25 protein-coding genes and 1 tRNA gene are annotated in these 22,126 nt (G+C 61.8%); 4 read left to right on the forward strand and 22 right to left on the reverse strand.

Features of this window, described 5'->3' with window-relative positions:
- Positions 1 to 27 precede the first annotated feature (27 nt).
- Positions 28 to 402, reverse strand: a complete 375-nt coding sequence (locus OGM60_09240) for a VOC family protein (GenBank protein UYI99060.1) — start codon at positions 400 to 402, stop codon at positions 28 to 30.
- Between the two features lie 11 nt (positions 403 to 413).
- Complete coding sequence (locus tag OGM60_09245) at positions 414 to 701, reverse strand: PTS sugar transporter subunit IIB (GenBank protein UYI99061.1); 288 nt, start codon at positions 699 to 701, stop codon at positions 414 to 416.
- Positions 702 to 864: 163 nt separating this feature from the next.
- Between OGM60_09245 and OGM60_09250 the strand changes: the two genes are divergently transcribed.
- Both OGM60_09250 and OGM60_09255 read left to right on the forward strand, forming a co-directional pair.
- Complete coding sequence (locus OGM60_09250; protein ID UYI99062.1) at positions 865 to 1,488, forward strand: hypothetical protein; 624 nt, start codon at positions 865 to 867, stop codon at positions 1,486 to 1,488.
- 31 nt (positions 1,489 to 1,519) lie between these two features.
- A tRNA-Leu gene (locus tag OGM60_09255) sits at positions 1,520 to 1,604 on the forward strand.
- Between the two features lie 346 nt (positions 1,605 to 1,950).
- Here OGM60_09255 and OGM60_09260 read toward each other — a convergent pair.
- From OGM60_09260 to eno, 3 genes are all read right to left on the reverse strand, one after another.
- Positions 1,951 to 2,952 (reverse strand): hypothetical protein, encoded by a 1,002-nt coding sequence (locus OGM60_09260; protein UYI99063.1) that lies wholly within the window; start codon positions 2,950 to 2,952, stop codon positions 1,951 to 1,953.
- A gap of 20 nt (positions 2,953 to 2,972) precedes the next feature.
- Positions 2,973 to 3,734 carry a hypothetical protein gene (locus tag OGM60_09265; protein ID UYI99064.1) on the reverse strand — a complete coding sequence of 254 codons (762 nt, stop codon included), beginning with the start codon at positions 3,732 to 3,734 and terminating at the stop codon, positions 2,973 to 2,975.
- A 195-nt stretch (positions 3,735 to 3,929) separates the two neighbouring features.
- Complete coding sequence (eno, locus tag OGM60_09270; protein UYI99065.1) at positions 3,930 to 5,219, reverse strand: phosphopyruvate hydratase; 1,290 nt, start codon at positions 5,217 to 5,219, stop codon at positions 3,930 to 3,932.
- 358 nt (positions 5,220 to 5,577) lie between these two features.
- On the opposite strand from eno, the gene OGM60_09275 reads away from it, so the two are divergent.
- A complete protein-coding gene (locus tag OGM60_09275; GenBank protein ID UYI99066.1) occupies positions 5,578 to 6,960 on the forward strand; it encodes an ATP-binding protein in 1,383 nt (460 codons plus the stop codon).
- A gap of 39 nt (positions 6,961 to 6,999) precedes the next feature.
- Here the strand turns inward: OGM60_09275 and mazG are convergent, their stop codons facing one another.
- Genes mazG through OGM60_09290 form a run of 3 tightly spaced genes read right to left on the reverse strand, consistent with a single transcriptional unit; the run spans position 7,000 to position 9,033 of the window.
- Positions 7,000 to 7,860, reverse strand: a complete 861-nt coding sequence (mazG, locus tag OGM60_09280) for a nucleoside triphosphate pyrophosphohydrolase (GenBank protein UYI99067.1) — start codon at positions 7,858 to 7,860, stop codon at positions 7,000 to 7,002.
- A gap of 2 nt (positions 7,861 to 7,862) precedes the next feature.
- Positions 7,863 to 8,411 (reverse strand): phosphodiesterase, encoded by a 549-nt coding sequence (gene yfcE, locus OGM60_09285; GenBank protein UYI99068.1) that lies wholly within the window; start codon positions 8,409 to 8,411, stop codon positions 7,863 to 7,865.
- Positions 8,412 to 8,466: 55 nt separating this feature from the next.
- Positions 8,467 to 9,033: a LarC family nickel insertion protein gene (locus OGM60_09290; GenBank protein ID UYI99069.1), complete on the reverse strand. Its 567-nt coding sequence runs from the start codon at positions 9,031 to 9,033 to the stop codon at positions 8,467 to 8,469.
- Positions 9,034 to 9,176: 143 nt separating this feature from the next.
- Here OGM60_09290 and OGM60_09295 point away from each other — a divergent pair, with 143 nt between their 5' ends.
- Positions 9,177 to 10,088, forward strand: a complete 912-nt coding sequence (locus OGM60_09295; GenBank protein UYI99070.1) for a PHP domain-containing protein — start codon at positions 9,177 to 9,179, stop codon at positions 10,086 to 10,088.
- A 320-nt stretch (positions 10,089 to 10,408) separates the two neighbouring features.
- Here the strand turns inward: OGM60_09295 and hisE are convergent, their stop codons facing one another.
- From hisE to OGM60_09365, 14 genes are all read right to left on the reverse strand, one after another.
- On the reverse strand, positions 10,409 to 10,726 hold the full coding sequence (gene hisE / locus OGM60_09300; protein UYI99071.1) for a phosphoribosyl-ATP diphosphatase: 318 nt from the start codon (positions 10,724 to 10,726) through the stop codon (positions 10,409 to 10,411).
- 46 nt (positions 10,727 to 10,772) lie between these two features.
- The gene (gene hisI / locus OGM60_09305) at positions 10,773 to 11,102 is read right to left on the reverse strand and encodes a phosphoribosyl-AMP cyclohydrolase (protein ID UYI99072.1); all 330 of its coding nucleotides are present in this window, start codon (positions 11,100 to 11,102) and stop codon (positions 10,773 to 10,775) included.
- Positions 11,103 to 11,244: 142 nt separating this feature from the next.
- Entirely contained in the window at positions 11,245 to 12,027 is a 783-nt protein-coding gene (gene hisF / locus OGM60_09310; protein UYI99073.1) for an imidazole glycerol phosphate synthase subunit HisF, read from the reverse strand.
- A gap of 3 nt (positions 12,028 to 12,030) precedes the next feature.
- Positions 12,031 to 12,774 (reverse strand): HisA/HisF-related TIM barrel protein, encoded by a 744-nt coding sequence (locus OGM60_09315; protein ID UYI99074.1) that lies wholly within the window; start codon positions 12,772 to 12,774, stop codon positions 12,031 to 12,033.
- Positions 12,771 to 13,454, reverse strand: coding sequence for an imidazole glycerol phosphate synthase subunit HisH (hisH, locus tag OGM60_09320; protein UYI99075.1), 684 nt, complete (start codon positions 13,452 to 13,454; stop codon positions 12,771 to 12,773). Before hisH ends, OGM60_09315 begins: the two co-directional genes overlap by 4 nt.
- Positions 13,455 to 13,499: 45 nt before the next feature.
- Entirely contained in the window at positions 13,500 to 14,087 is a 588-nt protein-coding gene (gene hisB / locus OGM60_09325; GenBank protein UYI99076.1) for an imidazoleglycerol-phosphate dehydratase HisB, read from the reverse strand.
- Positions 14,088 to 15,203 carry a histidinol-phosphate transaminase gene (gene hisC / locus OGM60_09330; GenBank protein UYI99077.1) on the reverse strand — a complete coding sequence of 372 codons (1,116 nt, stop codon included), beginning with the start codon at positions 15,201 to 15,203 and terminating at the stop codon, positions 14,088 to 14,090.
- Position 15,204: 1 nt separating this feature from the next.
- Positions 15,205 to 16,641 (reverse strand): histidinol dehydrogenase, encoded by a 1,437-nt coding sequence (gene hisD / locus OGM60_09335; protein UYI99078.1) that lies wholly within the window; start codon positions 16,639 to 16,641, stop codon positions 15,205 to 15,207.
- Positions 16,642 to 16,746: 105 nt separating this feature from the next.
- Complete coding sequence (gene hisG, locus OGM60_09340; GenBank protein UYI99079.1) at positions 16,747 to 18,462, reverse strand: ATP phosphoribosyltransferase; 1,716 nt, start codon at positions 18,460 to 18,462, stop codon at positions 16,747 to 16,749.
- 169 nt (positions 18,463 to 18,631) lie between these two features.
- Positions 18,632 to 19,468, reverse strand: coding sequence for a sugar phosphate isomerase/epimerase (locus tag OGM60_09345; GenBank protein UYI99080.1), 837 nt, complete (start codon positions 19,466 to 19,468; stop codon positions 18,632 to 18,634).
- Positions 19,469 to 19,551: 83 nt separating this feature from the next.
- On the reverse strand, positions 19,552 to 20,388 hold the full coding sequence (locus OGM60_09350; protein ID UYI99081.1) for a PTS system mannose/fructose/sorbose family transporter subunit IID: 837 nt from the start codon (positions 20,386 to 20,388) through the stop codon (positions 19,552 to 19,554).
- Positions 20,378 to 21,169, reverse strand: a complete 792-nt coding sequence (locus OGM60_09355; GenBank protein UYI99082.1) for a PTS sugar transporter subunit IIC — start codon at positions 21,167 to 21,169, stop codon at positions 20,378 to 20,380. The genes OGM60_09350 and OGM60_09355 overlap by 11 nt, the downstream gene beginning before the upstream one ends.
- Before the next feature lie 8 nt (positions 21,170 to 21,177).
- On the reverse strand, positions 21,178 to 21,648 hold the full coding sequence (locus tag OGM60_09360) for a PTS sugar transporter subunit IIB (GenBank protein ID UYI99083.1): 471 nt from the start codon (positions 21,646 to 21,648) through the stop codon (positions 21,178 to 21,180).
- Between the two features lie 16 nt (positions 21,649 to 21,664).
- Positions 21,665 to 22,081: a PTS fructose transporter subunit IIA gene (locus tag OGM60_09365; GenBank protein ID UYI99084.1), complete on the reverse strand. Its 417-nt coding sequence runs from the start codon at positions 22,079 to 22,081 to the stop codon at positions 21,665 to 21,667.
- Positions 22,082 to 22,126 lie beyond the last annotated feature (45 nt).

Genomic DNA, 22,126 nt, shown 5'->3' on the forward strand with positions numbered 1-22,126 from the left:
TTTTTGCTAGCTATAGCAGCTTGTGCGCTAGTCGCGGCACAGGTGCACGGCGAAGCCGGCGAACTCGCGCTTAAAGTACACGAGCTTGGTGCTACCGTCGGGCAGCAGCGCGCGCGACTCCTCGTTGACCTCGAGCCCGCGCTCGGCAAACCACTTCTCGGCCGTATCAATGTCGTTGACGGCAAAGCCGATGTGGCCCTTGGTGCCACGACCATTCTGCTTCATGACCTCGACCAGCGAATCGTTAAAGTACGAAACCGGGGTCTCGATAACGGGCAGACCCATCGTCGTCGAGAACAGCTCCGCGATCTCCAGGGCATCGACCGGGTCGGTGGCGTTGATGCCCACGTGAGCGACGCGCATGCCAAAGAGCTCGACCGGGTTGGCGTTCTGCTCACTCATACAGTCAGCGCCTACTGAGCCATAACGTCGAGGACGGCCTTCTCGGCAGCGACGCGGTTCATGCCGGTCATGAAGGGCACGCCGCTCACGTACGGGCAGGTGAGGCCCTCGGGGGCAACGGTGGTGGCGATCAGCAGGTCGGCGCCCTCGTCGCAAACGTCCTTGGCCTCGGAGATGGCGCACTGCACGATCTCGTACTTGTCGGCGTAACCGTTGGCGTCGAGCATGGTGGCGACCTTCTGGGCAACGAGCGTGGAAGTAGCAGCGCCAGCACCGCAAGCCAAAACAATCTTCTTCATAGGTAATGTCTCCCTTCATGGTTTACTTTAGGTAAGTGTACCGCAGCGAGCGATGGCACTCGGCCTCGATGAGCTTTTATGCCAGTTTGCTTGCGCGCTGCGTATAATACATCTAGTACGTGTTGTCATACCGCTCGCTTTATGAGCGACTAAGGACCCCAATATGCCCGATTCCCGCACCCTCTGGACCGCCGTCGTCATTATTTGCATCGCCGTGTCGGTATTCTTTAGCGTCAAAAAACGCACCACGTTTAAGCGCCTGCAGCAGCTTATGGCTGCGAAGCAGTGGGACGAGTTCGATCGTTTGCTCGATGGCAAACTCACCAGCATGCTGTACCCGCGCTATAACCGCGACTACCTGCGCCTGAACTCCTATCTGCTGCGCGAGGACCACAAGCGTGCCGACGAGATGTTCGATTTGCTGCTGGGGCTCAACCTGCCCAAAATGCAGCGCGTCGACCTGGTGATTAAGGCCTTTAACTACTACGTTGGCCAGGAGGACCGCAAAAAGTCCAAGGAGCTGCTGCACGAGATCAAAGGCTTTGAGGGCGGCCAGGCCGAGGCAGTCGCACACGAATGCCAACTGATGTACGACACGATGATCCTCAAGCGCCACAACGACATTCCCGAGCTGGAGCGCATGCTCAAGGAGGCCGGTGACGACAAGGTCAAGAGCTGCCGCCTGGAATACCTGCTGGCCCTGCAGTACAAGAACAAGGGCGACGAAGCCAAGTTTGCCGAGTACTTGGAAAAGTCAGGCCGGCACTCAATGGCCGTCAACGCGTAACGGGCGGCTTGTGCTAGACTTCTAGTCTCACGGGGGCGTGGCGGAATTGGCATACGCAGGAGACTTAAAATCTCTCGCCGCAAGGATTGTGGGTTCGAGTCCCACCGCCCCTACCATGTGATTGCTTACGAGCCCGTGTCCCGTTGGGATGCGGGCTCGTTTCTTTTGGACGCCGGCGGGACTCGAACCCGCGAGGGGGCGAGCACCAGGCGGACGCGCAGCGTCCGCAGCGAGCCGACGAGGGCGCCGGCAGGCGGCCGAAGCCGGTGCGGATTTGCGCAGCAAATACGCGGACGTCCCACCGCCCCTACCATATGGAGCTTTCGAGCCCGTGTCCCCAAGGGATGCGGGCTTGTTTCTTTTAGATGCCGGTGGGACTCTAAGCTGCGGTGGAATAGATCCTGTTTATACCGTTTATCAGCTTATTTAGGAACTATTTCACCGCAACTCAGAGGAAGACGGTTAAAGAGCGCTCAGGCTGGGGACCCAGGCGATGGTGGGGGTCGCGCCGTCGAGAACCTCGTTGATGGTGGCGGCCATGCCGGCAAGCAGGCTGTTCTCGCTTACGGTGAGCGTGTCGTAGCCGCCGGCTCGCATGAGCTCGCGAATCACCACGGCACCCGCCAAGACCACGCCCGCGCGCTTGGGTTGCACGCCCGGCAACGCGGCGATGCCCGCAACATCCAGCGCGGACATGCGCTCGATAGCGGCCGAAACCTGCTCCAGCGAAAGCTCGCGCAGGTGCACAAAGCTCGAATTATACGGCTCTAGCTCGTGAACGAGCGCCACGAGCGTCGTGACGGTACCGCCCACCGCGACCAGGCGCTCTGCGCGCTCAAAATTGCTCGGCAGGCCCTCAAAATAGGCAGCGAACTGCTCGTTTGCCCAGTTGGCAGCGGCGGAAAGCTCGCCGTCCGCAGGCGGCAGCGCCGAGAAAAACCGCTCCGTCACACGGCGGCAACCGATGTCCAGCGAGCGCGCTCCCTCCAGCGCAAAGACGCCGCGCTCCGGTGCATAGACGCCCGTCGCGAGCTCCGTGGATCCGCCGCCCGAATCGGCAACGATGATGCGCTCGCCAGCAAAGTCGTGCGCCACGCCAAAAAACGTCAGGCGCGCCTCGACCTCGCCCGGAATCACCTGCGGCTCGAGCTCCAGCTCGCGCAGACCGTCCAGCAGCAGCGAGGCATTGGACGCATCGCGCGCGGCGCTCGTGCACGTGGTGCAGATGCACGCGGCCCCAAAGGCACGTGCCTCGTCCACAAACATGCGGCATGCGGCGAGCACGCGCTCAACGGCCGCCTCGCAAAAGCGGCCCGTCGCGTCCACGCCCTCGCCCAAGTCGGTGATCTCGGTATGCTTGGACGATTCCACGATCGCCCCGGCCTCGACCTGCGCTAACACCAGTCGCGACGACACTGTTCCCAGGTCAATCGCGGCTACCTTATAGCGTTTGCAATCTGCCATTGCAGGCTCCCCTCCGGGCGCTATTTGCCGTTGGACACGACCGTCTGGCCCTCGACGCCGTTAAATCCAAACAGCATATCGAGCGTCTGGATGTACCACGGCGCGTCCTTGCCGACCTCTTCGATCTCTTTGGCGACTTCGCTGGCCTTCTTGGCGTTCGAGGACTTTTTGCTCGACGACGAGTCCGAATCGTCGTCCAGGCCCAGCACGTCAATCTTGGTCTCGCCGGGCATCACCAGGCCCAGGTCCTCGGTCGCCGCGTCCTTAATGCCCTCCTCTGAGAGCAGCTTGTCGACGCTTTTCTGCAGCTCGTCGTTGTACTGCTGGCGAATCTCGACCTGCTTGGCCAAGATATCGCTCGAGCGTTTGGCAACGTAGAGGTCGCGCACGGGAAAGTACAGGCTCACGAGCACCAGGGCGACGACAATACCGATAAACAGCCCTCGCTGAGGACCGTGGGTAAAGTCGTAAATTGCCTTGACCGCTGCGTTGTCGTTGGCGTAGTGCATAAAGTCCGAGCCGGAAAGACGGCTTGAGGGACGGCGCGGCTTGTCGGACGCCTGGGTCGAAGGGCGCGACGCATGCTTGGAACGCGATGGGCGCACCGGACTATCCGAGGAACTATTTGGCTGAGCATTGGGATGCGAAGTCGCCGGCGAGCTATACCTGGAGCGATCAGCACCAGCATAACCAGACCCGCCAAGCTGTGCGGTACGCGCACGACGAGGCGACGGCTCGCGCGAACCGGCGGAATAATACCTGTTGTCGTAAATCTGATCCATGTGCGCCTTGTGCGGTTGAGGTTTGTTTGCGCTAAGTCCTTTAGTTATAGCACGAGCGCCCGCACCGCCTTCGCCAGCCTTTGCTCGACATAAAAAAGGCGCTGAGCCGTATGGCCCAGCGCCCATAGTTCTTTGCGGCATCCAGCCAAGACGGGGAGGAACCGAGTCAGCCTCCCCCTCGCCAAATTCGCCCGTTTAGCGAATGTTGTAGAACGCGGCCTTACCGGCGTAGCGCGCGCTGCCCTCGAGCTCGTCCTCGATGCGGATGAGCTGGTTGTACTTGGCAATACGGTCGCTGCGGCACGGGGCGCCCGACTTGATCTGGCCGGCGTTAACACCCACGACCAGGTCGGCGATCGTGGAGTCCTCGGTCTCGCCGGAGCGGTGGCTCACGATGCAAGCGTAACCGGCCTCCTTGGCGGTCTCGATGGCCTCGAGCGACTCGGTGAGCGTACCGATCTGGTTAACCTTGACCAGGATCGCGTTGGCGGCACCCAGCTCGATGCCCTTCTTGAGGCGTTCGGTGTTGGTGACGAACAGGTCGTCGCCCACCAGCTGCGCCTTGTTGCCAATGCGACGGGTGAGCTCAACCCAACCGTCCCAGTCCTCCTCGGCCATACCGTCCTCGATGGAGATGATGGGATAGGTGTCGACGAGCTTCTCCCAGTAATCGACCATCTGGGCACTCGTGTACTCCACGCCCTCGCCCTTGAGCTCGTACATGCCGGTCTCGGCGTTGTAGAACTCGGTCGATGCCGGATCCATGGCGTACATGAAGTCGACGCCGGGCTTAAAGCCAGCCTTCTCGACGGCCTTGGTAATGTACTCGAACGGCTCGGCGTTGGTCTTGAGGTTGGGCGCAAAGCCGCCCTCATCGCCCACGCCGCCGCCCAGGCCGGCCTCGTGCAGCACGCCCTTGAGGGTGTGGTAAACCTCGGCGCACCAACGCAGGCCCTCGGTAAAGCTCGGGGCGCCCACCGGCATGATCATGAACTCCTGGAAGTCAACGTTGTTGTCGGCATGCACGCCGCCGTTGAGGATGTTCATCATGGGCGTGGGCAGCAGGTGGGCGTTGACGCCGCCCAGGTACTGGTACAGCGACAGGCCCGCCGACTCGGCAGCGGCGCGGGCAACGGCCAGCGACACGCCCAGGATGGCGTTGGCGCCGAGCTTGGTTTTGTTGGGCGTACCGTCGGCGGCAATCAGTGCGGCATCGACGGCGCGCTGGTCGAAGGCATCGAGGCCCACGACGGCATCGGCGCACTCGTTGTTGACGTGCTCGACGGCCTGCGAGACGCCCTTGCCCAGGTAGCGACCCTTGTCGCCGTCGCGCAACTCGCATGCCTCAAAGGCGCCGGTCGAAGCGCCCGAAGGCACCATCGCGCGACCGAAGCTGCCGTCCTCGAGCACGACCTCGACCTCTACGGTGGGGTTGCCGCGGCTGTCGAGCACCTCGCGACCGTAGACATCCAAAATGTCACTCATGTTGTCTCCCTCTCACTTGGAAACGGTTGATGCAAGCGACTGGCCGACTGTGCACCATTGGTGCGCCTCCGTAAGTTAGCCATGTCGCACTTTTTGCATTATGCCCTAAGTTAGCCGAGGGATACATATGAATTGGAGAAATCATTCTTTGGGGCGCTTGTTTTTGCACCGAGCATTCATCTCTAGAGGTCGCCCCCCCCATTAAATTCTTCTATCGGCATACCGTCTTTACCTGGCTTGCGAATGAAAGAGCCAATAATGTGCTTTTACATCGTTCAAAGTTCTGGATATCGTGCAATTCTAAGGGTCTGAAGTTCTGGATATCGTGCATAATCAGGTTATAAAAGTTCTGGATATCGTGTACGAGGTAGCCATGCTTAAACGAAAAGCCTATGACAAACTACTAAAATGGAAGCATGAAAACGCTGGTAAAACAGCACTTCTTATTGAAGGAGCCCGCCGCGTCGGCAAGAGCACGCTTGCCCGCACGTTTGGAGAAACCGAATACAAGTCCTGCCTTGTCATTGATTTCTTTCAAGCACCTGCCGAAGTTAAGCAATATTTTGAGGACTATCGCACTGACTTCGACTCGCTCTTCCTCTATCTCTCGGTTTTCTATAACGTCAAACTCTATGAACACGAGACGCTTATCGTCTTTGACGAGGTCCAGATGTACCCGCAAGCACGCGGACTCATCAAGTATCTCGTTGCAGACGGACGTTACGACTACATCGAAACTGGATCCCTGCTCAGCATCAAGCAGAACATTAAAGATATCGTCATCCCATCCGAGGAAGAGTCTCTGGAACTTGAGCCCCTCGACTTTGAGGAGTTTCTTTGGGGCATGGACGAAAAGGGGCTGGCCGATCTCATTCGCATGAGTTTTAACAAGATGAAGCCGCTCCCCGATGCCCTACATCGCAGAGCGCTCTCCCTTATGCGCGAATACATGCTCGTAGGCGGCATGCCTGAGCCGGTATCCATCTATGTTGAACAGCGCGCTTTTGCGCCCGTCGACGCTTCGAAGCGCCGAATCGTCCAGCTCTATCGCAACGATATCTCTCGTTTTGCAACCGGTTACGAATTCAAAGTCGTCTCCGTACTCGATGGCATCCCGGGTCAGCTCTCTAAGCACGAAAAACGATTCAAGCTTTCCTCACTTGATAAAAACGCACGCATGCGCACCTACGAAGAAGCCTTCTTTTGGCTGGCAGACGCGCGAATTGCCAATATCTGCTATGCCGCAAGCGAACCGAGCGTGGGCCTTTCACTCAGCATGGAGCAAACGGCCCTCAAGTGCTACATGGCGGACACCGGCCTGCTTGTAACGCTTGCCTTCTCTGACAACAACGATACCGATGAAGACGTTTACAGGGCCGTGCTTCGCGGCGACATCGGATTGAACGAAGGAATGCTTACCGAAAACTACGTTGCCCAATCTCTAAAGGCCAATGGATACAGACTCTTCTTTTATTCCCAAAGCGGAAAGAAGGAGGGGGAGGAGCGCATGGAAATCGACTTCCTCGTCACCCGACCCTATGTCAATGCCGCCGGAAAGCCGCGCATCAGCCCCATCGAAGTTAAGTCGCCACGCAGATACGGAACCATCTCCCTCGACCGATTCCGCGCGCGCTTTAACAAGAAGATTGGGATGGCTTACGTGTTGCACCCTAAACAACTCGAGTGGGATGCCGAAGCACAGCTGGCACATCTTCCGTTGTATATGGCTTTTTGCTTGTAGAGACCTCTCTACGAATGGATGCCGTGAGAGACGCAGGCCTCACTCGCTTGCTTTTGCTTGGTCCCACAGGTCGTTGAGTTGAGCGGTTGAGCAGGCGGCGAGGTCATCGCCCGCCTCGTGCACGGCGGCCTCCATCGCAGCCCAGCGACGGCGGAACTTTGCCGTGCTGGCGCGAAGGGCGCTCTCGGCGTCGATTCCTTCTTTGCGCGCAACGTTGACTAGGGCAAAGAGCAGGTCGCCAAACTCCATCTCGCGCTCGGGCGAGCCGGGCTCCTCGGCCTCAAACTCGGCACGCTCCTCAGCTACCTCGTCCCACACATCCTGGACCGTCTCCCACTCAAAGCCCACGGCAGCCGCCTTGCGCGACACCTTCTGCGCCTGCATCAGCGCCGGCAGATGCGTGGGCACGCCGTCGAGCAGACCCTCGGGCGCAGCTTCGCCCGCTGCCACGGCCTTGTCCTTGGCAACCTTCTCGGCAAGCTTGACCTCATCCCAAATCTTGAGCACCTCGTCGGAGCTCTCGGCGTCCGCATCGCCAAACACGTGTGGGTGGCGGCGGATGAGCTTGGCGTCGATATCGCGCGCCACGTCGGCCAGCGTAAACTCGCCGGCGTCCGCCGCAATCTGCGCATGCAGTACTACCTGCATGAGCACGTCGCCGAGCTCCTCGCGCAGATGCGTGGCATCATCGGCCTCGATGCAATCGAGCGCCTCGTAGGCTTCCTCGATCATGTTCTTGCCGATGCTCTGATGCGTCTGCTCGCGATCCCACGGGCAGCCATCGGGCTGACGCAGACGCCAGATAGTCTGCACCAGATGCTGCAGCTCGGCCGACGCGTCGACCAGCGTGGACAGGTCGCGCGAACCCTCGGCATTTTGCTGAGCCATGTGCTGCGCCATAGTTATTCCTCCTCCAGGACCACGTGACGGAACACGCCGCCCTCGTAGATGCCGTAGCTATGCGTACCGTCCTTGGGAATGCTCACGCTGCCGGGATTGAAGAGCCACAGGCCCGGGTGCGCGGCGCTCTCCTCGTTGACCTTGATGTGCGTATGGCCGTAGACGAGCGCGGAGCCCTCGGGCAGCGCGGGCGCGTGGTCGACGCTGTTGTGCATGCCGGCGCCAAAGACGTGGCCGTGCGTCAGGAACAGCTCACGGCCGGTCTCGTCAAACAGCGTGGCGTAGTCGGCCATGACCGGGAAATCGAGCACCATCTGGTCGACCTCGGCGTCACAGTTGCCGCGCACCGCGATGATGCGGTCGGCCAGGGCATTGAGCAGCGGAATCACACGCTTGGGAGCGTAATCGCGCGGCGGGTCGTTACGCGGACCGTGATAGAGCAGGTCGCCCAGCAGGACGATGCGGTCGGGCTGCTCGGACTCGATGGCGGCGACCAGGCGCTCGGTCCAGTATGCCGAGCCGTGGATGTCGGAGGCGATGAGGTATTTCATGGTGATCCTTTCGGGTGGGGTTGATGGAGCTGGGCGTGGCGTGCCGCCAGCCGCGTTACTCAAATCGCAGTGCCGCGCTCTGGGCCGCCTGCATCACGCGTTGGAGCGGCACATTGTGCTCGCGGGCAAGGCGGGCGCAGTCTTCGTACTCGGGCGCCGCGCGCTCGCTGCCGTCGGGCAAGGTCGCCACCTTGACGGACACCTCGCCCCATGGCGTTGTTACGCGCTCAAAGCGGCGTGGTAGGCAAACGCGCTCCATAACCTGGCGGCGGATGCCATTGGTCGTGGTTTCCAAAAAGACAATCGTCTGCAGGCGCTCGATATCCTCGTGGGTACAGATTACCTGCAACTGCCAGCCGGGACGGCCCTTTTTGCAGTAAAGCGGCAACCAATGCACTTCGCGGGCGCCGGCCTTGCGCAGGCAATCGGCAGCGTAGGCAAGCACCTCAGGCGACGCGTCATCGATGTCGCACTCCAGTTTGACGATAGTTTCGGGCGCATCGGTCTCGCGAGACAGCGGGGATGTGGTATCGCATGGCATACGGTCCGGCTCCTTTCCGCACGGGCTCGTTTTGTTCATCCAAACGCTAACACATCGCGGGCGGCGTGGGGGTGTCGTCATGGGATGGGCGGGACTTTTGCCCGTCTCGGACGTCGGCGTGCGCCGCCTGCCCTTTCCGGTCGGTTTCGACTTGCAGCGTTCCCGGCGCGTCAGGGGTCGCGCCATTACAATGGAGCGGATTCGCCAAATGCAAAGGAGTCGCCATGCCCGCCTGCCCGCTGGTCGATTGCCATACCCACACCTCGTTCTCGGACGGACACGCCTCGTTTGAGGACAACGTTCGCGCCGCTGCTGCGGCCGGTTGCCGTGCCATGGTCTCGACCGATCACCTTACCCTGCCTGCCAGCATGGATTCCAATTGCGAGGTACAGGTTGTCGAGGGCGACCTGCCGGCGCATCGCCTGGCCTTTGAGGACGCCCGCAAGCTCGCCGCGCAGATCGCGCCGGAGCTCGAGCTTATCTATGGCTTTGAGTGCGATTGGTATGAAGGCTGCGAGCCTTTGGTTGAGCGCTGGTCCCAGGGCGCCGTCGTACGCCTGGGCAGTGTGCATTGGATTGGCAACCCCGGCGATATCATGGCCGGTACCCCGGGTACGGCGGGGACAGAGGACGTCGTTCGTCCCGATGCGCCCGATTCGTGCTGCGGTTGGATCGACGATGACACCAACCTGCACGTTTGGGAAAACCTGGGCGTGCGCGGCGTGTGGGAGCGCTACGTCGACGACTGGTGTTGCGCCTGCGAAAGCCCGCTCAACTTTGACGTGATGGCCCACCCCGACCTGGTCATGCGCTTTTCGAAGGAGGGCTTTGCGCCCGATTTTGACCCCGCGCCGTTCTGGGGGCAGATGGCAGAATGCGCACACGACACGAATCGGCGCGTTGAGGTCTCGACTGCCGCGTCGCGCAAGGGGCTCGACGACTACTACCCCGCGACCGGCCTCTTGCGCTGCTTTGCCCATGCCGAGGTGCCCATTACCTTTGGCTCGGACGCACACCGCGCCTGCGACATCTGCTGGAACATCCGCGAGGCCCAGGCCCACGCCTACGACTGTAGCTATCGAACCTTCGACATCCCCCACCTCACCGGAGAATGGGAGCCCACGCCCCTCGCCTAAGACTAGTCGTTGGGGACACTCTTCACAAATGACCCCTTGGGGACGGAGGAAAACAGGTCGTTTTGCTCACCACCGACGCCCGTGCAACACCGCCCGCCAAAAAGAACGCCCGTTTACTACGATGAACCGCAAACCTCCGACCATCGGCTTAATGCGGAAAATAAAACCGCAGGTAGAAGCGTTGACGATTTGCTCAAAACCGACATGTGGTCAGCAGATCCAGTTTCATCGTAGTAATTGGGCATGTTATTTGGCAGCGTCGGCAAAGACTGTCCCAAACGACTAGTCGTTTAAGAACGTCCCCAATGACTACCCAATGACTAGTGGCGGCGGGCGTTGAGTTCGCCGGCCAGCTCGTCGAGGGTGATGCCGTAGCGCTCGAGCGTCACGAGCAGGTGGTAGACCAGGTCGCCGGCCTCGTAGCGGATGTGATCGTGATCGTTATCCTTGCAGGCCATGATCACCTCGCTCGCCTCCTCGGCAAGCTTCTTGAGCAGCTCGTCCTCGACGTCGGTCAACAGACGAGCGGTGTAGCTCTCCTGCGGCGATGCGTCGCGACGGCCGTGAATCACCTCGGCGAGCCCCGTCAGCGTCTCACCGATATTTCCATCCTGAACGTTTGCGGTGCGCACACCCATAGTTCAATCCTTTCTGGTTGGCCAAGCGCCTAGTCGAGCGCCCGTCCTACGCGAGTTTCTTAAAGAAGCAGGTACGGTTGCCGGTGTGGCAGGCCGGACCCGGCGAGTCAACCTTGACCAGCAGCGTATCGCTATCGCAGTCGGCCCAGAGCTCCTTGACCGCTTGCATATTGCCGCTCGTCGCGCCCTTGTTCCAGAGCTCCTGGCGGCTACGGCTCCAAAACCACGTGGTGCCGGTCTTGAGCGTCAACCCCACCGACTCCTCGTTCATCCAGGCAACCATAAGCACCTCGCCGGTGTCATACTGCTGAACAACACAAGGAATCAGCCCCTTGGCGTCGTATGTAAGCTTTGAAGGATCGGTTATCTCTTCCATTTCTCTTCCCAAATTCAAACTTCGCAGGTCGGCGAGGGTTGTCCAGGTGCCCGAGATTACGAGCGACAAGCCCGACGACGCGTACTTAAGTACGCGAGGAGGGTTGGAGCCGAAAGGTCGGGTGCCTGGGCAAGCCGCAGCATTAGAAGTCCAGCCTCACAGGAATGCCTTGGCTGGCCATATACTCTTTGACTTCGCGAATGCTGAAGGTTCCAAAGTGAAAGACACTGGCCGCCAGCACGGCGTCGGCTTCGCCCTCGATCACGCCCTCGGCAAAATGCTCGAGCGTGCCCACGCCACCGCTCGCGATGACGGGAATCGGCACCGCGCGCGCCACGGCACGGGTGAGTGCCAGGTCAAAGCCAGCCTTGGTGCCGTCGCGGTCCATGCTGGTGAGCAGGATCTCGCCGGTGCCGCGGCGAGCCGCCTCCTCGGCCCACGCCACCGCATCGATACCCGTGGCGTTGCGACCGCCCGCGGTAAAGACCTCCCACTTGTCGGCACCCGGCTCCCCGGGCAGTCCCACGCGCTTGGCATCGATCGCCACGACCACGGCTTGGCTACCAAACGCCGCGGCGGCCTGGCTGATCAACGACGGATCGCGCACGGCCGCCGAGTTGAGCGACACCTTGTCGGCACCGGCGGCAACCATGGTGCGCATGCCAGCCAGGTCGCGAAAGCCGCCGCCCACGGTATAGGGAATGGCGAGCTCCTCGGCCGCATGCGCCGCCATCTCGATGGTCGTCGCTCGGTTGTCGCTCGTCGCGGTAATATCCAGAAAGACGACCTCGTCCGCACCCTCGCGGTCGTAGGCGCGCGCCAGCTCCACCGGATCGCCCGCGTCGCGCAAGCTCACAAAGTTGACGCCCTTGACCACGCGGCCGTCCTTAACGTCCAAGCAGGGAATCACGCGTTTGGTAAGCATGGGCTATTCCTCCCCTCGAGCGGCGGCCAGCGCCTGGGCCAACGTAAAGTTGCCCTCGTAGAGCGCACGACCGGTAATGGCACCTTCAATCGCGCCCTCACCCACCGCGGCCAGTGCGCGGATGTCGTCGAGCGCCGAGATGCCGCCCGAAGCCACGACGGGAAAACCCGCGACCTCGGCCACATGGCGATACGCCGCCACATCGATGCCCGTCTGCATGCCATCGCGCGCGATGTCGGTATACACCAGATGCTTAAAGCCCAGTTCGGAAAGCTGCGCCACGGCATCGTCGAGCGCCACGCCCGCGCCGTCGCGCCAGCCGTTCACCTTGACCTGGCCGTCGCGCGCGGCAATGTCAGCCACCAACAGCTCGCCAAAACCTTGGGCTGCCACCTCGGCAAAACCCGGCTCGGTCACCAGCACGGTGCCCAGCGCAATGCGGCGAGCACCATAGCCGGCCAGCTCGTCGATGCGCGCGAGCGAGCGGACGCCGCCGCCTACGTCCACGGACAGACCGTCGACGCCGCAGATGGCCTTGATCGCCGCCGAGTTGGCAGCGCATGCGCCCTCGTCCTCGCCAAAGGCAGAGGACAGGTCTACGACGTGCACCCAGCTCGCGCTCTGCTCGGCAAACGAGCGGGCGACGGCCACGGGATCGTCGGAATATACCTTGCAACGGCTGCGGTCACCACGCTCCAGGCGCACGACCTTGCCGCCGATCAAATCGATTGCGGAAAACAGGATCATCGGCCGCCCTCCTCGACGATGTTGACGAAGTTCTTAAGGATGCGCTGACCCAGCGCGGAGGATTTCTCGGGATGGAACTGGCAGCCCCACACGTTGCCATGGCGCACGATGCACGGGAAGCTCCGTGTATAGTGCGTGCGCGCCAGCACATCGGCGGCATCGGCATCGTCGGCCACCGCATAGCTGTGGGTGAAATACATGTTGGCACCCTCGGCAAAACCGGCGAGCAGCGGGTCGGCCGCACCGGCGGGCGTCATGTGCACCTGGTCCCAGCCCACGTGCGGCACCTTCAGGCGGCTCGACTCCAAGCGCGTGCACGAACCGCGCATAATGCCCAGGCCATCGACCCAGGGGCCGCCGGCCTGCTCGGAGGCATCGTCGTCCGCCGGCACACCCTCGTCGCCGCGCTCAAAAAACAGCTGAAGGCCCAGGCAGATGCCGAGCAGCGGAGTTCCGGCGGTAACAGCGTCGAGCACCGCGTCCGCCTCGCCGCTCTGGCGCATAAAGGCGATCGCGTCATAGAACGCGCCCACGCCCGGGATAACCAGGCCGTCGGCGTTGCGGATCTGCTCCGGATCGTCCGACGTGCAGGCGACGGCACCAGCGCGCGCAAGCCCGCGCACAACGCTCGACAAGTTGCCCTTGTGGTAGTCGACCACCACGATCTTCGGTTCGCCCACGCGACCCTCCCTTATCTCATTCAAAACCTGTCCCTTTTTGGCAGGTTACAGTGAGCCCTTGGTGCTGGGGATGCCCTGCACGCGGGGATCGAGCTCGCAGGCGCGGCGCATCGTGCGGCCCACGGCCTTAAAGGCAGCCTCGATAATGTGATGCGAGTTACCGCCCGCCAGCTCGCGCACGTGCAGCGTGAGTTTGGCGTCGCGCGCGAAGGCGTAGAAGAACTCGACAGCCAGCTCGGTATCAAAGGTGCCCACACGCTCGGTCGGCACGGGCAGCTCGCAGTAAGCCTGCCCGCGGCCCGAGATATCCACGGCGGCCATCACGAGCGTCTCGTCCATGGCGATCGCCGCGTCGGCAAAGCGCGTAATGCCCGCCTTGTCGCCCAGCGCCTGGCAGAACGCCTCGCCCAGCACAATGCCCGTATCCTCGACGGTGTGATGCGCATCGACCTCGACGTCGCCCACCGCATGCACCGTCAAATCGAACAGGCCATGGCGGCCAAAGGCGTTGAGCATGTGGTCGAAAAACGGCACGCCGGTCGAGATATCGCACGTACCGGTTCCATCCAAATCGAGCTTGACGACAATATCGGTCTCCCCCGTCTTACGGGTTACCTCGGCATAACGGCCCATCTACATCTCCTCCTTCACCAGCGCGGCAAACGCGGCCAGCACCTCGTCATTTTCCTGCGGGGTGCCCACGGTAATACGCAGGCAGTCCGCGAGCCCCGGCGCGTAGCTAAAGTCGCGCACCAGAATCGAATACTCATCGCGCAGACGCTCGCGCACGCGCGTGGCATGCGGCGTGCGCACGAGCACAAAGTTCGCCGCGCTCGGCCACGCCTCCACGGGCAGGCCCTCGGCAGCCATCGCGCGCAGAGCGGCCAGCTCGCGCTCGCGCTCGGATGCGACCTGCGCCACCACGGGCGCGTACGCATCGCGGGCACGCACGCAGGCGAGTGCTGCCGCCTGACTCAGCACGTTGACCGAATAGATCTGGCGAATCGCCGCGAACACGTCGATAACCTCGGGTGCCGCAATCACATAGCCCAGACGCGCTCCGGCGGCGCCAAACGCCTTGGACAGCGTGTGCAGAATCACCAGGTTGGGATGCTCGGCGATAAGGCCTTGCGCCGTGGTAGCCGCGCCAAACGAATCGTCGGCAAACTCAACGTAGGCCTCGTCGACCATGACCATGCCGGGGCACGCATCGCACAGGGCCGCGACAAAGTCGAGCGGAGCCGCGTCGCCCGTGGGGTTATTGGGCGAGGTCACGATTGTCAGGTTGCACTCGGGCGCGGCCGCGAGCACAGCAGCCTGGTCGAGCTCAAAGGTCGCCGAATCGCGCCACACGTCGCGCACCTCGGTCTGGCACAGAGACGCAAAGAAGGCATACTCGCTAAAGCACGGCGGGCAGTTGAGCAGGGTCCGCCCCGTGCCGCCAAACGCCAACAGGTAGTTATAGAGCAGCTCGTCGCCGCCGTTGCCCACGCAAATGTTCTCGCGCGTCACGCCATGCCAGGCAGCCAGCTCGTCGCGCAGGTCATTCGACATGGGATCGGGATAGCGGTTGAGCGGCGTGGCAGCCAGGGCCGTATCGATCGCCTCGCGCACGCCGGCCGGCACGGGATAGGTGTTCTCGTTGGCCGAAAGGTTGATGCGCGTGGGCGTAAAGTTGGGATCGTAGGGCTCAATGCCGGCCAAGTAGGGCTGGACGAGCTCCTTCATGCGGGGAGTGAGTTCGGCCATTTTAGGCCTCATCGCCAGTCGGGCCAGCGCCATCCGCGCTTGTAGCCGCCAGGTCCACACCCTCGGCAACCGTCGCCACGGCGTCGCCCGGCCAGGCAACCTTAGTCAGGTCGGCCGCCGCCAGCGACTCGGCGCTCACGGCATCCTCGCCCTGCTTCAACATGCGGCGGCGCAGCGCAGCCGAAAGCGCGTGTGCCCACAGGCCCTCGGCCTCGGCCAGGCGCTGTGTGGCGGGAGCGTCGGAGAGCAGGCCCTCGGGCGTATAGCAAATGACGCTCGAGCGCTTGACGAACTCTTCGACCGAAAGCGGGTTGGAGAACATGGCCGTGCCGCCGGTCGGCAGCGTGTGGTTGGGGCCAGCAACATAATCGCCAAGCGGCTCTGAACTCCAAGCGCCCACAAAGATGGCGCCGGCGTTGCGAATACCGCCGAGCAGACCCATCGCATCCTTGCAGTGCAGCTCAAGGTGCTCGGGCGCCACCGTGTTCACGGCCTCGACGGCAGCCGCCATGTCGGCGGCAACCACGATGGTGCCTTCGTTGTCGAGCGAGGCACGCGTGATCTCGGCACGCGGGGACTGTGCCACCAGGATGTCGATACCTGCCTCAACCTCACGCGCAAACTGCTCGTCGCAGGTCACCAGATAGCAGGCCGCCAGCGGATCGTGCTCGGCCTGGGCCATCAGGTCGGCCGCGACCACCATAGGCTTGGCCGTGGCGTCGGCCAGCACGCAGACCTCGGAGGGACCGGCAACCATGTCGATTCCCACGTCGCCCGAGACAATCTGCTTGGCGGCGGCAACAAAGGCGTTACCCGGGCCGGTAATCTTGTCGACACGCGGAATGGTCTCGGTACCGTACGCCAGCGCGGCCACGGCCTGGGCGCCGCCCACCATATAGATCTCGTCCACGCCGCCGAGCTTTGCCGCAGCGAGTGTATAGGGGCTGATCAGGCCATCCTTTTGCGGCGGGGTCACCATGACCACACGCTTGACGCCGGCCACCTTGGCGGGAATGGCGTTCATAAGCACGGTGGAAGGGTACTGTGCACGACCGCCCGGCACGTAGATGCCGGCCGCAGCAAGCGGGGTCACCTTAACGCCGAGCATCGTGCCGTCCGGGCGCGTAGTAAACCAGCTCTGCTCGACCTCGCGCTGGTGGAACTCGCGAATCTGACGCGCAGCCTTCTCGAGCGCGGCGACAAAAGCGGGATCGAGGCCTTCGAGCGCGGCATCGATCTGCTCTTGCGGCAGACGGAAGCTCTGCAGCTCAACACCATCAAAACGCTGACAGTAATCACGCACCGCGGCATCGCCGTTAGCGCGCACGTTGGCCACGATATCGCGGGCGGCGTCGACGATGTTTTGCGGCAGCACGCCCTTGCGGTTAAGCTGGTTGGTAACGAGACGCTCACCGGGAGCAAGCTTGATAGTCTTCATATCGGTATCCCCTATCGGTCGAGGTTGTGTTCGAAAAACGAGAGGCCGGGCGGCGGCGCCAATCAGCCCGCAGCCCAGACGTTGGGGCGCCCGTGCGTGTTCGCGCTATTGTGCCGAGCCCGCAACGGGCTCAAAATGCTTGTCCTTCACGGCTGCCGCCAAGCGATCGGCCAGATTGCGCACGCGCGGATCCAGGCGCGCGGCACCCGGGTTGACAAAGAAGCGGGCCGTGCAGTCCATAATGCGACCGGTAATGACCAGGTCGTTATCGCGCAGCGTGGCGCCCGTGGCGGTAATATCCACGATGCGATCGGTCATGCCGACGATGGGGCCCAGCTCGATGTTGCCGTGCAGCGAGACGATGTCGGCGTTCACGCCGCGCTCGGCATACCAGGCACTCGCGATGCGCGGATACTTGGTGGCCACGCGAAGCGACCCACGGCGGGCATAGTTGCGCTCGGCCTGGCCGGCGCGCCACGCGGGCTCCGCCTCGATAAACGTGCACAGGCCGTAGCCCAGGTCGACCAGCTGCAGCAGGTTGAGGTCTGCCTCGATAAGTGAGTCCCAACCGCAGATGCCGCAGTCGGCACCGCCACAGCCCACAAAAGCGGGCGCGTCGCTGGGACGCACGATGACAAACTCGATATCGCCGACCGCACCCTCACCGGCACGCGTGTCGCGACCGCGCACGATCAGGTGACGGCCGGGGTCGCGTAACTCAGAGACGTCCAAGCCCGCCGCCTCGAGCACGTCGAGCGTATCGGCCTTGAGCGAGCCCTTGGGCACGGCGATACGCAGCGGACCCTCGGCGCCACGGCCCGCGGCGTGATCGCCATCCGGAGCGGCGTCCTCGGCCGAGGTGCGCGCAGCCTCCAGACGCTCGAGCGAAAAGGCGAAGCCCGCCGCCGGCACCTCGATGCCATCGCCAAATGCGTCGGTAAAGATGGAGTCGTAGCGACCGCCTGAGCCCACCGGGTCGGGCAGACCGCCGGCATAGGCCTTAAAGACCAGGCCCGTGTAGTAATCAAACGAGTTCATGATGGAGAAGTCGAACGACAGCACCTGGGCGTCCTCGGGAGCCAGACCATCGACCAGGGCACGCAGTTCGCGCGTGAGCGGCGCGGCGATGCCGGCGGCCTCCAACAGCGCGTCCACGCGGTCGAGCACTTCGGGGCCACCGTGTAGGCGCGGCAGCTCGCTAATGGCGGCCTTGACGGCATCGGGCCCGACACTTGCCGCCACGCGGGCATCGAGGCCCACAAAGTCGTTGGCATGCACGCAGCGCAGGGCCTCGGCAGCCAGCTGGCGATCCTCGCATACCGCGAGCAGCTCCTTAAAAGGACGTACGCTACCTGCGATAATGCGAGCATCAGGCAGCGCCAGCTTGCGCACGGCCTCGGCGACCAGCGAGACGATCTCGACATCGCCCGCGGCATCGCCCGCGCCGATGAGCTCAAAGCCCAGCTGCGTAAACTGACGCGAGGCGCCGGCATTGCGTTGGCACTCGCGGACCACCGGCGCCTCGTAGCGCAGGCGCAGCGGCAGATCGGCCGCGCGCATGCGAGTCGAAACCAGGCGAACGATCGGCAGCGTGTTGTCGGGACGGACCACCAGCAGGCGACCGTCGTCATCAAAGAGCTTAAACGGGGTGTCCGCAATGCGGCCGCCCTCCTCGAGAGAGCCCTTGTCCTCGAGCAGCGGCGTCTCGACCGGAAGGTAATGATGCTCCCTGAAGCAGCCCTTCACCGTCAGCGCAATCTCCTCGCGCGCCTGAGCCTCCTCGGGCAATATGTCCCGGAATCCCCACGGTGTGGCCGTCATCTGGTGAGCCTCCTCATGCTGTATTTCGTATAGAACAGAAGACCGGCATAGCTCCGCCGGTCTTCTGGGTACTTTAGCATACTAGAGTGCTTGCGGGGGAAATCCGTCGCAGCCGCTCACGCCGTATTCATTTGGAAACATGGGGCAGATTGCCGCAGCCCAACCCCACCTAGGCGCCAATCGCACGACGATACTCTGCCATTACCTGCGCATCGGCAGCTGCGGGGTCGGCAAAATAGCGCCCGTCATAGGTCTCGGCCGAAACAACTCCGCGATAGCCGCGCGCCACCAGCCTATCCAGGTCAGCGCGCATATCGCGGTCGCCGTCACCCCAGGCAAGATGCGTCGTGCCATCTGCCGCAACATCGACAAAATGCACGTGGGCGACATCATCGCCAAGCAGATCGAAGTAATCGTCGATGGTATCCCCCGCCACCGCCATGGCGCCCATATCCAGACACGCCTTAAGTGCCGGATGATCAACTGCCTCGATCATGCGCTTCGTATCGGCCGCCGAGTTCACGATCATCGACTCAACCGGCTGTAGGGCTTCGAGCACCAGTCGCACGCCGCGTTCTCCCGCATGCTCGGCAATCGCACGCAGCATCGAGGCGCTGCGACCCCACGCGTCCTCGATCGGCTCGTTCAAAAATGCCCAGCCGCTCGAGACCATGACCTGCTCGGCTCCAAGTTCCGCCGCGATATCCACAACGTTCTTAAAGTACGCGAGCGTGCGGGCACGCGCCTCATTCCCGCGCGCCGCGATATTCCACGGCTTGGGGTTGTTCTGTTCGGGACAAAGTCCCACAATCCGAACTCCATACCGCTGCGACAGCTCCCGCACCTGCTCGAGCGAATCGTATCCATGGCAATCGACATACAGATGCATCGCCCCGGTCCAAAGCTCGCAACACGTGTAGCCCGAGGCCGCTGCCGAGGAAAAGAACTCCTCAAGGTCAAAATAACGATGGCTGATATTCATGACGGCAAGCTGCGGATACTCCATCTTGTCCACCTTTCGGCAAAAGGGCGCCGCAGCACAGTGTGCGCGACGCCCCCTCTTACATTGTTTTAATTATGACGGATGCCCTACTGAACACCAAGCACTCCAAAGAACGCGCCGGCGATACTCACGAGCAGGATCACGAGCATGATGAGCAGCGGATTCATCTTCTTCTTGAGCATGAGATAGACGATTCCAAACAGCCCCATCGTGACAAAGCCCGGGAAGATTCCATTGAGCAGCTCGGCGAGCGTCTGAGCGCCATCGCCCGCGCCGACCATGAGCGGAATGTCCACGGTGACCATCTCCATGGTCATAGCTCCGATCACCATGGCGCCCATGATAGAGGCCATCTTGACGATCGTGTCCATAATGCCCGATTCCTGGACCTTGCTGATCATGTCCGAGCCAAAGCGATATCCCACAAACGTCAGCAGGTAACGGATGATGTAGTGAGGGACGTTGAACACGAGCAGGAACAAAATCGGGCCAAGAATAGAGCCCTGCAGCGCCAGCGACGTGCCGACACCCGTTGCCAAAATTCGCAGTGTGCCCCAGTAGAAGGCATCGCCCACGCCGGACAGCGGTCCCATCAAAGCAAGCTTGACATTAGAGATCGCGCTCGTGTCAAAGCTATCGTCAGTAGCATTGACCTCTTCCATTGCGGCAGCAATGGACATGGGGAGCGTCGAGATGTACGGCGTGACGTTATAGAGCTCCATATGGCGCTTAAGGGCGGCCTTAAAGTCCGCATCCTGCGGATACAGCTTGCGCAGGATCGGCATAAGGGCCCACATAAAGCCGATATGGCCCATACGCTCGTAGTTCCAGGAATGCTCATAGGGAATCGAGCGCCAGAACAGTTTCTTAAGGTCTGCGCGGGAAATCAGCCCGTCGTAAGAAGACTCAAACTTAAAACTCATCGAACCCACTCCCAATCGCAGGATCCTCGGTTGCCACTGCGGGCTGCTCCGCCTTTTTCTTGTCACCCAAAACCGTCATCGCGACGACGATGATCGCGGCAAAGATCGCCACGCCCGTCGTGCTAATGCCAAAGTAAGCGACGAGGAAGAAGCCAGCGAAGAAGAACGGAGCCACCGTTTTGTTCATAATCATCTGCGCCAGCATCGCAAAGCCGAGTGCGGGCAAGAAGGCGGCGGCGACATCCATGCCGGTCTGAACGAAATCGGGGATGATGTTGAGCAGGCTGGCGACGGCATCGGCGCCAAAGAAGAATGCCAGGGGAATAATCAGCAGGCCGCACCAGCTCTGCGCATAACCGGCGATGAGCATGTTGCGTGTGATGGCCTTGGTGTCTCCGTCCTCGACGTTTTTGTCGATACGGTGCACCAGCAGTAGCATCACCGGCTGGCCCAGGGCCGTATCGAGCGCCAGGACGATCGTTGCGATGGGAATGCCCAGGGTCAGGGCCGCCGAAGCGTCCGCACCGGCCTGCATGGCAAGCGACACGCCCAGGATGGTTCCGGAAATCGTATCGGGCGGGTTATACGCACCGACCGAGATGGCGCCGACCATGGCAAGCTCCATCGTGGCGCCCATGATCGTGCCGGTCACCATGTCGCCCATGACAAGGCCAACCAGAGGTCCGAGCACGATCGGGCGCTGGAGGTAGCTCGTGCCCGTCAGCCACTCGGAATAACCCAAAAGGGCAATAAGGAAAATCAGGATTGTCTTGATAACCATAATGGCCCCTAACCGATGACCTTCGCGGCGTCAGTCTTCGCATCTGCCGGAATCATCTGAATGAACAGCTCGTAGCCCTCGCCGAGCAGCTCTTTGACGTATGCCTCGTTTTCGGGCGTGAGAAATACGCTCGTCGAGACCTGGCGGGCATCCTCACTAAAGGCAACATTGCCGAGGTTGATCTTCTTGACGCCCATCGCCTTGGCGACGGCACCGGCCTGCTGGATCGTCTCGCAAACCACAAAGAGCTTGTACTTGTCGGTCACACCGCTCTGAAGCGCCTTGACGGCGTCCTCGGTATTTTTGACAACGACCTTGCATCCCTCAGGCTTTGCAAGGGAAAGGGCCTGCAGGCGAAGCTTGTCATTGAGGACCGTGTCGCTCACCAACAGGATGCAGTCGGCACCCAGAGCCGAGGTCCAGCTAACGGCAACCTGGCCGTGAAGCAGTCGATAGTCCACGCGAATCATCTGAATCATGGTGTGCTCCTAGCGATTAAAACTCGTCGAGTTCGGCCTGCCCCAGCAGGTCGTTGACATACTTGACCTTAGTGTCGTCCGCCTCGACGATCTGGCGAATGGCCTCATCGATCGGGGTGGAATCGGACACGAACAGCAGCTGAATAAGGAGTGGCAGGTTCATATTGGTCACCAGGTGCGTGTTGGGGCGCGTCTGGACGATCTTGGTGAACTCGTTGTTGACGCTGCCGCCAAAGAGGTCGGTGCAAACGACAACCTCATCGTCCGCGGCAAAGTCGTCCAGAATCGCTGCGGCCTCCTTGACCAGGTCCTCGTTTCCGTCGACATACATAGACAGCGCATGGACGTTTTCGCGCTCGCCGGAGAGCAGGCCGATGCTCTCGACGATTCCAGACGCGAAATGAGCATGGGACGCCACGATAAACTGCCTCATTCGATTCCCCTTTCTTGCGAATTTCGGCATAAAAATGCCCGGACG

This window comes from Coriobacteriaceae bacterium, from assembly GCA_025757745.1.
Taxonomy (GTDB): domain Bacteria; phylum Actinomycetota; class Coriobacteriia; order Coriobacteriales; family Coriobacteriaceae; genus Collinsella.

What these genes read in the sequence shown, in the direction of transcription:
- OGM60_09365 (UYI99084.1), bottom strand. Translation starts at nt 22,081, where the DNA reads ATGAGGCAGTTTATCGTGGCGTCCCATGCTCATTTCGCGTCTGGAATC.
- eno (UYI99065.1), bottom strand. Translation starts at nt 5,219, where the DNA reads ATGAGTGACATTTTGGATGTCTACGGTCGCGAGGTGCTCGACAGCCGC.
- mazG (UYI99067.1), bottom strand. Translation starts at nt 7,860, where the DNA reads ATGGCGCAGCACATGGCTCAGCAAAATGCCGAGGGTTCGCGCGACCTG.
- OGM60_09345 (UYI99080.1), bottom strand. Translation starts at nt 19,468, where the DNA reads ATGGAGTATCCGCAGCTTGCCGTCATGAATATCAGCCATCGTTATTTT.
- OGM60_09295 (UYI99070.1), top strand. Translation starts at nt 9,177, where the DNA reads ATGCCCGCCTGCCCGCTGGTCGATTGCCATACCCACACCTCGTTCTCG.
- OGM60_09315 (UYI99074.1), bottom strand. Translation starts at nt 12,774, where the DNA reads ATGATCCTGTTTTCCGCAATCGATTTGATCGGCGGCAAGGTCGTGCGC.
- hisE (UYI99071.1), bottom strand. Translation starts at nt 10,726, where the DNA reads ATGGGTGTGCGCACCGCAAACGTTCAGGATGGAAATATCGGTGAGACG.
- OGM60_09290 (UYI99069.1), bottom strand. Translation starts at nt 9,033, where the DNA reads ATGACGACACCCCCACGCCGCCCGCGATGTGTTAGCGTTTGGATGAAC.
- OGM60_09350 (UYI99081.1), bottom strand. Translation starts at nt 20,388, where the DNA reads ATGAGTTTTAAGTTTGAGTCTTCTTACGACGGGCTGATTTCCCGCGCA.
- OGM60_09360 (UYI99083.1), bottom strand. Translation starts at nt 21,648, where the DNA reads ATGATTCAGATGATTCGCGTGGACTATCGACTGCTTCACGGCCAGGTT.
- OGM60_09245 (UYI99061.1), bottom strand. Translation starts at nt 701, where the DNA reads ATGAAGAAGATTGTTTTGGCTTGCGGTGCTGGCGCTGCTACTTCCACG.
- hisD (UYI99078.1), bottom strand. Translation starts at nt 16,641, where the DNA reads ATGAAGACTATCAAGCTTGCTCCCGGTGAGCGTCTCGTTACCAACCAG.
- hisF (UYI99073.1), bottom strand. Translation starts at nt 12,027, where the DNA reads ATGCTTACCAAACGCGTGATTCCCTGCTTGGACGTTAAGGACGGCCGC.
- yfcE (UYI99068.1), bottom strand. Translation starts at nt 8,411, where the DNA reads ATGAAATACCTCATCGCCTCCGACATCCACGGCTCGGCATACTGGACC.
- hisB (UYI99076.1), bottom strand. Translation starts at nt 14,087, where the DNA reads ATGGGCCGTTATGCCGAGGTAACCCGTAAGACGGGGGAGACCGATATT.
- OGM60_09250 (UYI99062.1), top strand. Translation starts at nt 865, where the DNA reads ATGCCCGATTCCCGCACCCTCTGGACCGCCGTCGTCATTATTTGCATC.
- OGM60_09260 (UYI99063.1), bottom strand. Translation starts at nt 2,952, where the DNA reads ATGGCAGATTGCAAACGCTATAAGGTAGCCGCGATTGACCTGGGAACA.
- OGM60_09240 (UYI99060.1), bottom strand. Translation starts at nt 402, where the DNA reads ATGAGTGAGCAGAACGCCAACCCGGTCGAGCTCTTTGGCATGCGCGTC.
- hisI (UYI99072.1), bottom strand. Translation starts at nt 11,102, where the DNA reads ATGGAAGAGATAACCGATCCTTCAAAGCTTACATACGACGCCAAGGGG.
- OGM60_09265 (UYI99064.1), bottom strand. Translation starts at nt 3,734, where the DNA reads ATGGATCAGATTTACGACAACAGGTATTATTCCGCCGGTTCGCGCGAG.
- OGM60_09355 (UYI99082.1), bottom strand. Translation starts at nt 21,169, where the DNA reads ATGGTTATCAAGACAATCCTGATTTTCCTTATTGCCCTTTTGGGTTAT.
- hisC (UYI99077.1), bottom strand. Translation starts at nt 15,203, where the DNA reads ATGGCCGAACTCACTCCCCGCATGAAGGAGCTCGTCCAGCCCTACTTG.
- hisG (UYI99079.1), bottom strand. Translation starts at nt 18,462, where the DNA reads ATGACGGCCACACCGTGGGGATTCCGGGACATATTGCCCGAGGAGGCT.